Source organism: Cupriavidus sp. GW822-FHT02D05 (assembly GCF_058802485.1).
The window spans coordinates 14,437-28,735 of record NZ_JBXAOE010000057.1 but is presented as its reverse complement, the minus strand read 5'-3'; the positions used below and the strand labels follow the sequence as shown (position 1 = coordinate 28,735).

The following is a 14,299-nucleotide window of genomic DNA, read 5'->3' as shown; positions in this document are numbered from 1 at the left end:
TGGGTCTGGCTATCTCAGGCACGTTTGCTCGTACGCCGATTGTCCAATGCCTGAATTTGTCCTCACCCTCTTTGCCGACGCAAAGAAGAGTGACCGGCAGCCCCCGCAGGGGGATGTCGTATGGCTCTTGGGTCCAAAAACCAACGCCGTACAAAGAAACAGCGACCAACCCCAGCAGAGCGATGTCCTATGCCCCTTTGAGGGTGCAAAATGCCACCGCCGACAAAAAAAACAGCAACCAACCCAGCAAAGCAATATCACCTTCCCCTGCCGCAAATAAAAAAAACGCTAAAATCACCAACCACCGAAATATCGGGCAATTGCACTGCATGCGAGGCCACAGGAAGCCCCCCTTCCCCCAGCCATCCCAGGCAGTGCCACAAAAAAACAAACAAATAATCAAGTGAAGGGAGAAGTCATTGTGGGAATGATGGGTCACGAGTTGCGTGGCATGCTGGCCGGCCTGGCATGCGGGATGAGCCTCCTAGCTTCCGGCAGCCTGCTGGCGCAAGGCAGCGAGAGCAAGGAAAAGGAGATGGAGGCAGCCTGGCAGGCAGCGCAGTCCAGCGCCCAGGCGGGTCCGGCCACGGTAAAACTGGGCGAACAGGCCACACTGAAGCTGCCGGCCAAGGAAGTTTTCATTCCCCAGCCGGCCGCCGGCAAGCTCATGCACGCCATGGGCAACCTCACCGACGAGCGGCTGCTCGGCCTGGTGCTGCCCGCCGGCGACGACGACTGGATGGTGGTGGCCAAGTACGAGCCCTCGGGCTACATCCGCGACGACGACGCCAAGGACTGGAATGTCGACGATCTCTTCAAATCGCTCAAGGAAGGCACGGAAGCCGCCAACGAGGAGCGGGAGAAGCGCGGCATCCGCGGGCTTGAGATCGTCGGCTGGGTGGAGCGGCCCCACTATGAGGCGGCCAGCCATCGGCTGATCTGGTCGATGTCGGCACGCGAGAAAGGCCAGCCGGCCGATGCCCCGCAATCCGTCAACTACAACACCTATGCGCTCGGGCGGGAAGGCTACGTCAGCCTGAACCTGATCACCGCGCGCGACCAGGTCGACGCCAACAAGCCCGTGGTGCGCACGTTGCTGTCCAACCTCGACTTCTCCGAGGGCAAGGCCTATGCGGATTTCAATTCCAGCACGGACAAGGTGGCGGAATACGGGCTGGCCGCGCTGATCGGCGGGGTAGCGGCGAAGAAGCTGGGCCTGCTGGCCATCCTGGCGGCGTTCTTCGCCAAGTTCGCCAAGGTGATCATGCTGGCAGTGGCGGGCATCGGCTATTCCGCCACCAAGTGGTTCAAGCGCAAGCCGTCCGGTCCCGCAGAGCCGAAGTGAAGCCGCATTCCCGCCCTTCGGCGACGGAGTTGTACCCATGACCAAACTGCTGCTCCTGCTCATGGGCGGCCTGAAGATGGGCAAGCTGCTGACCACGGGCGGCACCATGCTGCTGTCGATCGGCGCCTATGCGCTGATCTTCGGCTGGCGCTATGCCGCCGGCTTCGTGCTGCTGATCTTTGTCCACGAGATGGGCCATTTCCTGGCCGCGCGCCGCCGCGGGCTGGCCGTGGGCGCGCCCACCTTCATTCCGTTCGTCGGGGCCTGGGTCGAACTCAAGGACCAGCCGGTCGACGTCGAGACCGAGGCCTATATCGGGCTGGCGGGGCCGGTGGTTGGCACCCTGGGCGCGCTGGCCTGCTATTACATCGGCCGCGGCACCGGCAGCGGCCTGATGCTGGCGCTGGCCTATGCGGGCTTCTTTATCAACCTGTTCAACCTGATCCCGCTCTCGCCGTTCGATGGCGGGCGCGTCACCGCGGTGCTGTCGCCGCGCATCTGGTTCCTTGGCGTGCCGGTGCTGGTGGCGATGTTCCTGTGGCGCCCCAGCCCGATCCTGATCCTGGTGGCGCTGCTGGCGGCCCCGCAATTGCTCAAGGCCTGGCGCTACGATCCGCAGGCCCCGGAGAACCGCGCCTATTACACCATCAGCGCGGAAATGCGCCTGACCTATACGCTGTACTACCTCGGGCTGGTGGCGTTCCTGGCGGTCATGAGCCATGACCTGCACGGCATGCTGGGCAGCCTGCGCGCCAGCGGCATGGGCGCCTGAGCGCCCGAATCCAATCGCCCGAATCCAATTCAACTTGAATACCAAGACAATGAGAAGCAAAACGCTTTACCTGAAGGGCGCGGTCCTGTTGGCTGTGGCAACCATTCCAGCCGTGACCCTGGCGCGTGACTACCGCCAGCCGGGCACGCTCGGCGAAGGCGCGCAGGTGCACCGGTTCGTGCTGCGCGATCCGGCCACCGACCGGCCCCTGCCCGAGGCCCGCTACCGCTTGTTCCTGCCGGGCCAGCGGATCGCAGGCGTCATGCCAAAGCCGAACGAGCAGGACAGTGTGATCTTCGGCATCACCGACAAGCAGGGCAATACCGTGTCGGTGCGGCTGCCCAAGCGCTATCCAAAGGGCAAGTGGATCCTCAACCCGATCATCGGCGAAGGGGATTTCGGGGAGTCGTTTTTGCTGCGCGGCGAGACCAGCAACCATCCCATGGGCGGCCTGCCCTATGTGCTCGACCTCAAGGACGGTTTCCTGTTCTGCAACAGGACGGATAGCCGCGGCTATACCTACTATGCGCAGAGCCACAAGGCCCAGACGATCAGCCTGGACTATGAGTTTGGCAGTATGGATGCGGCCCAATATGCCTGGTGCAAGCGCCAGTCCGAGACCATCGCCGCCCTGCCCGCCAGCGCCGGGCCGGCGGCCGTGTTCCGGCAGATGCTGGCCAGCTACGAGGCCGGCAAAGACGAAATCAGTGCGGATTTCCAGGCGCGCGTGCGGCGCAAGCTGATCGACCTGGCGATTGCCGGCCGGGACGACAGGCAGCTGGATATCGCGCTTGGCCTGGCGCCGCTCGCCAAGGAGAACCTGAACGAGGTTGGCTATGCGCTGGTCGACGCGAACTGGATGGTCGGGCGCGGCATGGCGATGATCGACGAGGCGCTGGTTCACTCGCCGGACGACCCATTTATCCTCGACAGCAAAGGCTGGGCACTGTTCCGCCTGGGCCAGCCGGAGCGGGCGCTCGGCTATATGGAGCAATCGCTGGCCGCTTTTGGCGAGGGCACCGAGGGCAACCTGGGCGCACGCGTGGAAGGCCTGGTGCACAAGGGCGAAGCGCTGTGGCAACTGGACCGCAAGGACGAGGCACGCGCCGCGTTTGCGATGGCGACTCACCTGTCGCCCGATGACGAAACGCTGCTGCGCACGCTGGCGCGCCTGCAGGTGGAGCTGCCATAAGCACACCGCCCCGCGCTAAGGTCGCGGGGCGCCAAGGCAAGGCCTTCGAGCCCATGCCAGCCCAGATACTCAGCCCTGCTGGTGTTCCTTGAACTTGGCCAGCGCAATGGCCAGCGCGGCGCTCCCGATGGTCTTGACCAGCGTGGGGTGCTGCGCGTAGAAGCCGGCGATCTGGTCGACGATGCCTGGATGGACCTGCTCGGCGTGGGTGGCGATCTCCTGCACCTGCACCGGGCTCAGCTGGCTGGCCTGCTCGGGCGTGACCTGGGTCGCGCCGGGCTGCAGCAGATTGCCCAGTGCGCCGCCTGCCGCCCCGGACAACACCGCCGGCCCAAGCGTTGCCAGCAACTGGTTAAGCATGCCAGCCTGCTGCGCGCCGTTAGACTGGCCGAACAACTCCCCCACCATGTTGCCGAAGGCCGGCGTCTGATCCGAATGGAAAGCGCCGGCCAGCAACTGACCAAGCGCGCCCTCCGGGGCGTTCTGCGCGATGTGGTCCACCTGCTGCTCGGGATTGCCGCCCAGGGCGGAGGCTGCGTTCTGCAAAAAGTCCATCAGGCTCATGATCGGGTTCCGTGATCTGTGTTGCGGGTGCTGCTGCTTGGTGCTTGGTGCTTGGCTCTTGCTGTTGGCGTATCGCCATCAGCGGCTCGGGGGCCTAGCTCTTCTTGCTGATCAGGTGATAGGCCAGCAGCAGGATCACCGCGCCCACCACGGCGCCGATAAAGCCTGCCGACTGCCCCGGGCGATACCAGTGCAGGGCTTGCCCGAGAAAGGTGGCCGCCAACGCGCCGCCAATGCCAAGCGCGGCCGTGAGGAAGAACCCGCTGGGGCCGTTGCCCGGGGTAATGGCGCGCGCTACGAGCCCGGCGACGAAGCCGATAAGAATGGTCCAGATCAGGTGCATGGCGTCAGGAGAAAAGAAAAAGGGGTGCGCCCCCAGCGGAGCGCACCCTGAACCCGCGCATTACTGCGCGGCGGACTTGGCCGGCGTTGCCGCCTTGGTATGCTTGGTGCTGCTGTGTGCCTTGCTCTTGTGCGCGCTCTTTTCGACCTTGGCAGGCGCCTTGGGGGCGTCGGCGGCCGGCGCCTGGGCGAAAGCACCGGCAGCGAAGAGTCCGAGGGTCAGGATGGCGAGTACCTTCTTCATGTCTATCTCCAGGTGAGGCGCGCAATTTGCGCGTTGCCTGTAAAAACGGCCCGGTGGCGGCACGTGTTGACAGCGAAAACACAGCGCTATGTAACAGTTCGTATCCGGGTGGTGCGGATGGTGGGAAGACTAGCGCAACGCATCCGCCAACAGCACGCCAGTCACAATCGTTTGCAATTCACGCCTGCGGCATAATGCCGGCAGAAAACAAAACAAACAGAACAACAAGAAGAACAACAAGAAGAACAACAAGAATACGAACAGGACGACAACCCTCCGATGACCACTTCCGCCGCCGGCCGCGCCCGGCTCGACTGGGGCACGCTTGGCCTGCTGACATTCCCGCCGCTGAGCTGGGCCGGCAACGCCATCGTCGGCCACTACGCCGCCGGCGCCATCCCGCCGATCACGCTGAACTTTGCCCGGTGGGCGCTGGCCGGGCTGCTGCTCGCGCCCTATGTCTGGCGGGGCGTGCGCGAGCATGCCGCCACGCTGCGCCAGCATGCCGGGGTGATTGCCGCCATGGGCATGCTCTCCGTCTCGGTCTACAACGCCATGCAGTACCTGGCGCTGACCACATCGTCGCCGATCAACGTGACGCTGATCGGCGCTTCCGCCCCGATCTTCCTGCTGATCATCGGCGCGCTGTTCTTCCGCGAGCGGGTGCGCGGCTGGCATGTGGTGGGCGCCCTGCTATGCCTGGCCGGCGTGGGCGTGGTGATGCTGCGCGGGGATCCCGGGCGGCTGGCCCAGCTGGATTTCGTGGCCGGCGATCTGTTCATGCTGGCGGGCACCATCACCTGGAGCGCCTACACCTGGCTGCTGCGCAAGAAGCGCCCGGACTTGCCGCTGGCCGTGCTGCTGTTTGCGCAGATCGTGGCGGGCGTGGCGGCCTGCGTGCCGTTCGTCGCGTGGGAGCTGCTGTCGGGAAGCGTGCCGATTCACTGGAACGGCAAGGCGCTCGGCATCCTGGTGTATGTGGCAACAATCCCCTCGCTGCTGGCCTACTTTGCCTGGGACCGTGCCATTGCCCGCGCCGGGGCGCAGTTGCCAGTATTCTTCTTCACGCTCACACCCGTCTTTGCCGCGCTGATGTCTTCCGCCCTGCTGGGCGACTGGCCGCGCTGGTATCACGCGGCCGGGCTGGGCGCCATCGTGGCCGGCATCTGGATCGCCAACCGGCGCTGAATGCCGCCAAGGCCGCCAAGGCCGCCTAGGCCGCGATCGCCGGATCCAGCCGGAACACCGCCACCGAACGCTCCATGCGCTGGGCTTGCTCCTTGAGCGCATCGGCTGCGGCGGCGGCCTGCTCGACCAGCGCCGCGTTCTGCTGCGTGACCTGATCCATCTGCGTCACGGCCTGGTTGACCTGGGCAATGCCGCTGCTCTGCTCCTGCGACGCGCGGCTGATCTCGTTCATCATGACGGTCACGCGCTTGACCGCGGCGACGATGCTGTCCATGGTGGCGGTGGCATCCCCCGCCAGCGCCGAGCCGGCCTCGACCCGCTGCACCGACTGCGAGATCAGCGTGCGGATCTCCTTGGCGGAGCTGCCGGCGCGCTGCGCCAGGCTGCGCACCTCGGTGGCCACCACGGCGAAGCCGCGCCCGTACTCGCCGGCGCGCGCCGCTTCCACCGCGGCGTTGAGCGCCAGGATGTTGGTCTGGAACGCGATGCCGTCGATCACCGCGATGATGTCGACGATGCGTTTGGAATCGGCCTCGATCTCGCCCATGGTCCGCAGCACGCGGCCCACCGAGGTCCCGCCGGCCACGGCGATGTCGCAGGCCTCGCCCGCCAGCGCGCTGGCCTGGTCCGCGCTGCTGGCGTTCTGCCGCACGATCGCGGTGAGCTGCTCCATGCTGGCGGCCGTCTGCTGCAGCGACGAGGCCTGCTCCTCCGTGCGCTGCGACAGGTCCAGGTTGCCTTGCGCGATCTCGCCGGCGGCCACCAGCACGTTCTGCGCGCCGAGCTTGGTATCGCCGATCAGCGCGCGCCAGGTGTCCACCAGCGACAGCAGGTGCCGCTTGACGTGGCTCAGTTCGTCGCTGCCGCGCACATCCAGCGTGATGGCCAGGTCGCCGGCGTTGATCCGGTCCACCATGCCGGCCACTTGCTGCACGTCGGCGCGCATGCCGTGGCTGAAGCCGGCGAACAGGTAGAACGCCGCGCCCACGGCCAGCAGGGCGACCCCGGCCAGCACCTCGAGCTGCAGCATATCGGCAGCGATGCGCTGCTCCAGCATGTCGCGGGCAATCCCTGAAAACGCCTTGTTGACCGAGGAGACCGCGTTGATGGCCGCCGTCGCCTCGTCAAAATAGGGCTTGGCCTCGATGGCGATGCCGCCGCTGCCGAGCATCTTTTCCTTCAGCGTGCGGTAGAAGGTATCCATCGCGGCCAGTTGCGCGAGCGCGCCTTGCACCCGCGGGCGATACGCCGGGGCCCCGCGCATCACGCGGTCGATGTCACGCCGCACGGATTCCAGCCCGTCCTGGATCTGCTCGCCCAGCGCGGCCAGCTCGGCTTGCTGCGCCGCGTCAGAGTATCCGCCCTGGCTGATGATGGCCGCGCCCCTGCCGCGCGCCAGCGCGCTCAGCTCGGCCAGCTTGGGCATCTGCCCCACCATCAGCGTCACCAGGTAGTACGAGCCGCTGTCGGGATCGAGCGTGAGCGAAGAGCGGTCGGCCACATCGCCGATAAACAGCCGCGTCTGCTTGACCAGCGCGCTGTGCATGTCGAACAGCGCACCGGCTGTGGCGTTCAGGCCCGTTTCATGCATGCGTTGCCACGACTGCTCCAGCTTGCGTGCGTCAGGCATGACATCGAAGCGCGCGGCCTCGCCGGCTTGTTTCATTAGCTCGCCAAGGTGTGCGGCTGCCTTCGCATCGGCGCCGTCAAACGTCGCGCGAAACGCAATGTTGCCAGCGAGCACGGCATTGGCCGCGCCGCGACGGACCTGCGTCTCGCGCATGAAATCGAGCGCGCGGTCGACAACGGCAAGGCCGCTCAGTTCGTCCTGCGAGGCGCGGATCGTCTGCACTGACAGGCTCAGCACCGCATAGAGCGCACCGCCAAGCGGGATCAGGAACAGGATGGCCAGCAACAGCAGCTTGCGGGTGATGGTAAGGCGCGCCATCAGGCGCACGGCGGGGGAGAGAATAGTGGCCACGAAGATCCCAGAGAATCGCTTGCATGCGTCTTGTATCGGCCGGCTGAACGCTGACTGAAGCGCGTTTTCGCGGCTTTTTTCGCATGCACAAGGGCGGGGCTGAAAAGGCACAAGGCAGGTGCAGAATGCCCGCTAAACGGGCGTAGAACCAGAGCGTGCACGCAAGGAACGGAGATCAGGCTGACACAAAACAGACGCAAAACCGACGTACAACGAAGGGATCGCGAACGCAGCGCGGTGGGCGGGCAAAGATCAGAAGAAACACCTGAACCAATGCCGCCTGGCGCTGTCTTTCCGTAGTCGGTTCTGCCCCAGGCAGGCCGAGCAATCAGGATGTTCAACCCCAGGAGATGGCGATGTTAAGCCCCCACGAATTTGCCACCTTGCTGCTGGTCCACGATGTACAGGATCGACTGGAACTCGATCCCGTGGACCTGGAAGCACTGCTCGAACGCGGCCTCGTGTCGCTGGAAGAATGCGCGGCCGACCGCTGGTGCCCGCGCATCACCGAGCACGGCTACGCGCTGCTGCGCGCGGTCGGCTGGCAGGGGGAGATGAACCGGGCACGGCGTAGCGAAGCGCGCGGGCACGAGGCGCCCGCGCAGTAACGCGGTTACGTAATCACGCCCCAATCGCGCCTCACTCACGGCCCGCTCACGGCCCAATCGCGCCCCAATCGCGCCCCAATCGCGCCCCAATCGCGCCCTAGTGAAAATCGCGGCTGGACACCATCAGGCGGCCCAGCAGCGGGCTCAGGTCCACCAGTTCCTGCGCCACCAGATGCCTGACCTCGCCCTGGCGCTGCCACGTGCCGATCACCCCCAGCAGCTTCGCGCCCAGCACTTCCTTGCGCTGGCGCTCGATCAGGTCCGGCCACAGGATCACGTTGATGGCGCCGGTCTCGTCCTCGATCGAGGTAAAGATGGTGCCGCCGGCCGTGGATGGCCGCTGCCGCACCGTGACGATGCCGCAGGCACGCACCTGCCGGTTGTTGCCGCAGCAGGACAAATCCTGCGCCGTGGCGTAATGCATCGCGGCCAGCCGCGGCCGCAGCAGCGCCAGCGGATGCGACTTGAGCGACAGGCCCGTGCTGGCGTAATCGGCCGCCACATCCTCGCCCAGGCGCGGCGCGGGCAGCGATAGCTCGCCCTCGGGCGGCGGCGCCTCATAGAGCAGGTCGTGATGCGCGGCCTGCAGCGCCGCGGCGCGCGCCTGCCAGCGCGCCTGGCGGCGATGCCCGGCGAGGCTGGCCAGCGCATCTGCGGCGGCCAGCGCGTCGATGTCGTGCCGGTCCAGCCGCGCGCGCAGCACCAGGTCTTCCACGCTGGCGAACGGCGCCTCGGCGCGGGCCAGTTCGATCCGCCCGGCCGCCGCCTCGCGCATGCCGTTCACGCGGTTCAGGCCAAGCCGCACCGCCGGCTGGGCGCGCTGGCGCGCGCGCGCTGGCGCACCGCTGGCCGCATGCTCCAGCGTGCTTTCCCAGCCGCTCACCGTCACATCCACCGGATACGTGCGCACGTGGTGCCGGCGCGCATCCTGCACGAGTTGCGACGCCGAGTAAAACCCCATCGGCTGGCTGTTGAGCAGCGCGCACAAGAAGGCCGCCGGATGGTGGCACTTGATCCACGCGCTGATATAGACCAGCTTGGCGAAGCTGGCGGCATGGCTTTCCGGGAAGCCGTATTCGCCAAACCCTTCGATCTGCTTGCAGATGGCCAGCGCAAAAGCCTCCGGGTACTTGTTGCGGGTGAGCGCCCTGACCAGCGCATCCTGGTGCTGTTTCAGGTCGCCCTTGCGCCGCCACGCCGCCATGGAGCGGCGCAGCTGGTCGGCCTGCCCCGGCGTAAAACCGGCGGCGTCGATGGCCAGTTGCATCACCTGCTCCTGGAAGATCGGCACACCCAGCGTGCGGCCCAGCACCTTCTCGATGACGTCGTTGTGGTACGCCGGCGGCTTGCCGGTGCGCCGCACCTGCTCGCGCCGCTTCAGGTAGGGATGCACCATGCCGCCCTGGATCGGGCCGGGCCGCACGATGGCCACTTCCACCACCAGGTCGTAATACTTGCGCGGCAAGAGGCGCGGCAGCATCGACTGCTGCGCACGCGACTCCACCTGGAACACGCCGATGGTGTCGGCGGCGCAGATCATGTCGTAGGTTTGCGGATCGTCCTTGGGCACGTCTTCCATCCGGTACGGCGCGCCCGAGCGCGTGGGGATCATCGTCAGCGCGCGGCGGATGGCCGAGAGCATGCCAAGCGCCAGCACGTCCACCTTCAAGAGGCCCAGCGATTCCAGGTCGTCTTTGTCCCACTGGATCACGCTGCGGTTTTCCATGGCCGCGTTCTCTATCGGCACCAGCCGCGACAGCTTGTGCCGCGCAATCACAAAGCCACCCACGTGCTGCGACAAATGGCGCGGAAAGCCGCGCAGTTGCGTGGTCAGGCTGGCCCACTGCCGCACCGCCGGCGCGTCCGGGTCCAGCCCATACTGCGAAATGCGCTCCAGGAAGGTCTTGCCGCCATCCCACCATGCCTGCCCCTTGACCACCTGCTCGATCACGCTGGCATCGATGCCCAGCGCCCGGCCCACGTCGCGCAGCGCGCTGCGCGAGCGATAGGTGATCAGCGACGCCGCCAGCGCGGCGCGGTGGCGGCCGTATTTCTCGTAGATGTACTGGATGACTTCTTCGCGCCGCTGGTGCTCGAAGTCCACATCGATGTCCGGCGGCTCGTCGCGCTCGCGCGAGAGAAAACGGCCGAACAGCAGGTTGGCATCCTTGGGATCGACCTCGGTGATGAACAGGCAATAGCAGACCAGCGAATTGGCTGCCGAGCCGCGGCCCTGGCACAGGATGCCGCGGCCGCGGGCAAAGCGCACGATGTCGTGCACGGTGAGGAAGAACGGCTCGTACTGCTTTTCGCGGATCAGCGCGAGCTCCTCCTTCAGCTGCTTGCGCCATTTGGGCTTGAGCCCTTTGGGGAAGCGCCGCAGCACGCCTTTCATGGTCTCGCGGCGCAGGTAGCTGAATGGCGTCTCGCCCGGGGGCACCAGTTCCTCCGGGTACTCGTAGCGCAGCGACGCCAGCGAGAAGTCGCACATGGCGGCAACCCGCAACGTCTGCGCCAGCGCCTCGCGCGGGTACAGGCGCGACAAGCGCTGGCGCATGCGCAGGTGCTGCTCGGCATTGGGCGCCAGCGCCATGCCGCATTCGGCCAGGGGCTGGCCCACGCGGATCGCGCTCAGCACGTCCGACAGCGGCTTGCGCGAGCGCACATGCATGGTCACCGCGCCGGATGCCGCCAGGGGCACGCCGGTCAGCGCGGCGGCCTGCTCCAGACGCAGCCGGTGCGTGGCATCGGCATAGCCCTGCAATTGCTCGAGCGCGATCCAGCCGCGCTCGCCAAACGTCTGCCGCATCCATTGGGCTTGCCCCAGCAGCTCGCCGGGGTCCGGGCAATACGAAGGCAGCAGCAGCGCCAGGCAATCGGGCATGCCGCGCAGGTGGGCCTGGTCCGGCTGCGGCGCGGCGATGTCGTCGGGATGCAGCGCGTAGGCGCCCTTTTGCACGCGCGTGCGGCCCAGCGTGATCAACTCGCTCAGGTTGCCAAAGCCTTCGCGATTTTGCGCCAGCAGCACCAGCCGCAGCACGGGCCGGCCCGCGTGGTCGGTGAGCGTGAAGCGGCTGCCGACCAGCAGGCGGAAATCCTGCGCGGCACGGGCCAGGGCAAGCAGGCGATCATGCCGGCGCAGGCGGGCCTGCAAGGCTTCATCGGCGCTCCCGGTGGCAGTGGCGTCCGGCGCGGCGGGGCATTCGCCATCCCCTTGATGTTCGCCGTCTTCGTCGCCGCCCTCCTCCGGCTCCTCCGCTGCCTCGTCCTCATCCTCCTGCAGCCCGGCGGCCAACCGCGCCGCGCTGCGCTCGGCCGCATCGCGGGTGCGTTCGCGCAGGTCCTTCAGCGCATGGTGCGCGCGGGCCGTGCCCGCCACCGAGCATTCGTCGGTCAGCGCCAGGCCGCGGTAGCCGAGCGCAAACGCGCGCTCGATCAGCTCGACCGGATGCGACGACCCGTCCAGGAAGGTGAAATTGGAGATGCAATGCAGCTCCACATAGTCGGGCAACGCCGGCAGCAGCGCGGAAAGCGCCGGCGGCAAAGCGGAGAATGAAGGGTTGGCTGGCTGGCTCGACATGGCAAGGATTCAGGCAAACGCTCGGGCAAACACTCGGGCAAACACTCAGGCAAACAAGCCATGCAGGAACCAGCGGTACTCGCCGCTTTCCTCACGCCCGGGGCGCTGGCGATAGACCCAGCAACGCAGCCCGTCCGCCCGTTGCGCAACGAAGTAATCGCGCGTGGCCAACGCGCCGTCCCACCAGCCGGATTCGATGCGCTCCGGCCGCGAGAGCAACGTCAATGGCCCGCCGTGACAAGGCCGATGGCGCTGCACAGTCAGTGCCACGGGTTGCGCCATCAGCCACAGCGGACGCTCCGGCATGCCCGCCGGGGCACGCTGCGGCTCGCGCGGCGCGCGCGCAGGCATCTCATCCACCGGGCACCAGCGGTTGGCGCGCTCGGGCCGGTGGTCGGCCAGCGGCTGCGGTTGCAGCACGTTCTCCCGGCCCAGGCGCGCCATCAGCGTATCGAGCACGCGGCCCAGCTCCGCCGGCGTGCCGCCCGGCTCGGGAAACAGCGCATCGCTCTGCGCCACGCAGGCCTGGACCGACTCCACCACCAGCAGCAGGCTCACCGCCGGCACGCGGAACTGCACCTTGTCCAGCCGCTCCTGCAACAGCTTGGACAAATGCGCCGGATCGCGGCTGGGCTGCGCCAGGCTGATCGTCACCGGCGTTGCCTGCGTCTCGGCGCCCAGCCGGTAGCGCTCATGCTCCAGCCGCAGCACAAGATGCGTCACGCCCGCCTGCTGCAGGGCCAGCCAGCCGGCCAGCGCCAGCAGCAAACGCTGCGCGCCCGCCATCACGCCCTGCACGGATTCGGTCCGGCCTGGCAGCTCCATGCGCTGCGAGAAGGTCGCGGGCGCGCTGAACCACGTAAAGCGCACCGGCACCTCGCCATAGGCCTGGTCCAGCCGCGCCAGCAGGTCCGGCCCCAGCCGGCGCCGCAGGCCGGCACGCGGCAGGCCCCGCACCTCGCCCACGGTCCGGCAGCCGATGCCATCGAGCCAGCCATCGTCCGCCAGCCCTTGCAACATGCCCACCGGCAGCCGGTCCAGCAGCCGCGCCATGCGCTGCGGCCCCACCGCGCGCCGCGCCGGACGCACCAGCCCGCCCCGGCGATCCCGCCGCAGCGGCTGCGCCGCCAGCCACGCCGCCCCGAAGGCCGTCGGCCCGCAGCCCAGCTGCAGGAACACCCCCAGCCGCCGCACCCGCGCATACACCGCCCGGCACAACGCAAGATGGCCGCCAAACAACCGCAGGCTGGCCCCGGCATCGATCATCACGGTAGCCACCCCGGCATCGGGATGCACCGTGACATGCGGCGTGAAATGCAGCAACGCCAGCGCCAGCGCCGTCATCACCTGCGCCTCGGCCGCCGGCTCGCGCTGCAGTTGCACCACCTGCGCCGACAACGCCTGCACGCCGCCCCGCCGCATCCCCGCCTGCACCCCCAGCGCCACCGCCGGGCCGTTGGCCAGCACCACCCGCTCGCGCTCCATCACCGCCACCGGCACGCTGTGGTGCAGCAGGCCAGCGCAGGCGCGGGGCGCGGCGGGCTCAGGCCAGTTCGGCTGCAGCGCGTCCAGCGACAGGCGCGGCAGATGCACCGCGATCCAGTACGACATGGGCTTGCTCTCCCGCAACGGCTTGGGAAACCGGGGCATTCAGGGGGACCGGCATCGACGGGGCCGGCGGCGCCGCAGGCGGCGTGGCCATGGCCGGCACCGCCACCATCTCGCCCAGCGGCAGCACCAGCGGCGTATCGCGCACCGGGCCGCGCCGTTTGTGGAACGTGACCGACACGGCATTGCCCGGCGCCGGCGACAACAGCAGCCGCAGCACCGCCGGCGACGACTCGCGCAGCACGCTGGCCGGCCGGCACGCCCACACCACGGCGTCTCCTGCCTGCGCCAGCACCTGCAAGCGCCGCAGCGCCTCGGGACGCGCCGTGGGCAGCCACACCATCACCCCGCCAAAGGCCTGGCTGCGCAGCATCTGCTCCGCCGCCCACAGCACATCCGCCTGCGCCGCGGCCCGGCCCGCGCCAGCGGGCGGGCGCACCCAGTACAACTGGCGCGCCGGCAAACCCCATTCGGCCAAGCACGTTGCATTGGGCTGGTGCGGCGGCCCGATCAGCGCCATCCGGCGCTGCGCCGCGGCCAGCGCCAGCAAGGCCGGGCGCAGCAGCCGCAACTCGCCCACGCCGGGGTCGGCCAGCAGCAGCTCTGTGAGCGCGCCCACCGGCCAGCCACCGCCGGGCAACTCGGCCGAGAGCGCGTCATGGCCGGTCGGCAAGGCCGGCACGCTGCCCGCCCGGCCCAGATGGCCAAGCTGCCCCGCCCGCCACAGGCCGGGATAGCGTTGCTCCAGTGCGTCCAGCGCCCCCTGCCGGTCGGCCACGGGCTGCTGCGCCAAAGGCGAATCGCCCGATGTATCGGGCGATAGGGGAAAGAGTTCGGCGATCATGTGATGCGTGCGGCTCAGTCCGGGGGGACTG

The 14,299-nt window shown here is 67.8% G+C and carries 13 protein-coding genes; 6 read left to right on the top strand and 7 right to left on the bottom strand.

Features of this window, described 5'->3' with window-relative positions:
• The 4 genes from AC1RQK_RS39535 to AC1RQK_RS39520 form a co-directional block, all read left to right on the top strand.
• Positions 1 to 407, top strand: a 407-nt coding sequence (locus tag AC1RQK_RS39535; protein WP_492815024.1) for a hypothetical protein, incomplete at its 5' end; no start/stop codon positions are given.
• Between the two features lie 23 nt (positions 408 to 430).
• Positions 431 to 1,345, top strand: a complete 915-nt coding sequence (locus tag AC1RQK_RS39530) for a DUF2167 domain-containing protein (RefSeq protein ID WP_492815026.1) — start codon at positions 431 to 433, stop codon at positions 1,343 to 1,345.
• A gap of 37 nt (positions 1,346 to 1,382) precedes the next feature.
• Positions 1,383 to 2,117, top strand: coding sequence for a site-2 protease family protein (locus tag AC1RQK_RS39525; RefSeq protein WP_492815022.1), 735 nt, complete (start codon positions 1,383 to 1,385; stop codon positions 2,115 to 2,117).
• A gap of 49 nt (positions 2,118 to 2,166) precedes the next feature.
• A complete protein-coding gene (locus AC1RQK_RS39520; RefSeq protein ID WP_492815020.1) occupies positions 2,167 to 3,309 on the top strand; it encodes a tetratricopeptide repeat protein in 1,143 nt (380 codons plus the stop codon).
• Between the two features lie 69 nt (positions 3,310 to 3,378).
• Here the strand turns inward: AC1RQK_RS39520 and AC1RQK_RS39515 are convergent, their stop codons facing one another.
• From AC1RQK_RS39515 to AC1RQK_RS39505, 3 genes are all read right to left on the bottom strand, one after another.
• Positions 3,379 to 3,873, bottom strand: a complete 495-nt coding sequence (locus tag AC1RQK_RS39515) for a hypothetical protein (RefSeq protein ID WP_492815018.1) — start codon at positions 3,871 to 3,873, stop codon at positions 3,379 to 3,381.
• A 94-nt stretch (positions 3,874 to 3,967) separates the two neighbouring features.
• Positions 3,968 to 4,216 (bottom strand): GlsB/YeaQ/YmgE family stress response membrane protein, encoded by a 249-nt coding sequence (locus AC1RQK_RS39510; RefSeq protein ID WP_017230370.1) that lies wholly within the window; start codon positions 4,214 to 4,216, stop codon positions 3,968 to 3,970.
• A gap of 60 nt (positions 4,217 to 4,276) precedes the next feature.
• Positions 4,277 to 4,459, bottom strand: coding sequence for a hypothetical protein (locus AC1RQK_RS39505; RefSeq protein ID WP_492815016.1), 183 nt, complete (start codon positions 4,457 to 4,459; stop codon positions 4,277 to 4,279).
• A gap of 279 nt (positions 4,460 to 4,738) precedes the next feature.
• Here AC1RQK_RS39505 and AC1RQK_RS39500 point away from each other — a divergent pair, with 279 nt between their 5' ends.
• Positions 4,739 to 5,647: a DMT family transporter gene (locus tag AC1RQK_RS39500; RefSeq protein WP_492815014.1), complete on the top strand. Its 909-nt coding sequence runs from the start codon at positions 4,739 to 4,741 to the stop codon at positions 5,645 to 5,647.
• A 25-nt stretch (positions 5,648 to 5,672) separates the two neighbouring features.
• Here the strand turns inward: AC1RQK_RS39500 and AC1RQK_RS39495 are convergent, their stop codons facing one another.
• On the bottom strand, positions 5,673 to 7,628 hold the full coding sequence (locus tag AC1RQK_RS39495) for a methyl-accepting chemotaxis protein (protein WP_492815012.1): 1,956 nt from the start codon (positions 7,626 to 7,628) through the stop codon (positions 5,673 to 5,675).
• Positions 7,629 to 7,984: 356 nt separating this feature from the next.
• Here AC1RQK_RS39495 and AC1RQK_RS39490 point away from each other — a divergent pair, with 356 nt between their 5' ends.
• The gene (locus AC1RQK_RS39490) at positions 7,985 to 8,236 is read left to right on the top strand and encodes a hypothetical protein (RefSeq protein ID WP_492372849.1); all 252 of its coding nucleotides are present in this window, start codon (positions 7,985 to 7,987) and stop codon (positions 8,234 to 8,236) included.
• Positions 8,237 to 8,333: 97 nt separating this feature from the next.
• Here the strand turns inward: AC1RQK_RS39490 and AC1RQK_RS39485 are convergent, their stop codons facing one another.
• From AC1RQK_RS39485 to imuA, 3 genes are read right to left on the bottom strand one after another with little or no spacing between them, the layout of a single operon-like run.
• Positions 8,334 to 11,816 carry an error-prone DNA polymerase gene (locus AC1RQK_RS39485; RefSeq protein ID WP_492815009.1) on the bottom strand — a complete coding sequence of 1,161 codons (3,483 nt, stop codon included), beginning with the start codon at positions 11,814 to 11,816 and terminating at the stop codon, positions 8,334 to 8,336.
• 45 nt (positions 11,817 to 11,861) lie between these two features.
• Complete coding sequence (locus tag AC1RQK_RS39480; protein WP_492815007.1) at positions 11,862 to 13,427, bottom strand: Y-family DNA polymerase; 1,566 nt, start codon at positions 13,425 to 13,427, stop codon at positions 11,862 to 11,864.
• Complete coding sequence (gene imuA / locus AC1RQK_RS39475) at positions 13,360 to 14,268, bottom strand: translesion DNA synthesis-associated protein ImuA (protein WP_492815005.1); 909 nt, start codon at positions 14,266 to 14,268, stop codon at positions 13,360 to 13,362. Before imuA ends, AC1RQK_RS39480 begins: the two co-directional genes overlap by 68 nt.
• Positions 14,269 to 14,299: the final 31 nt, after the last annotated feature.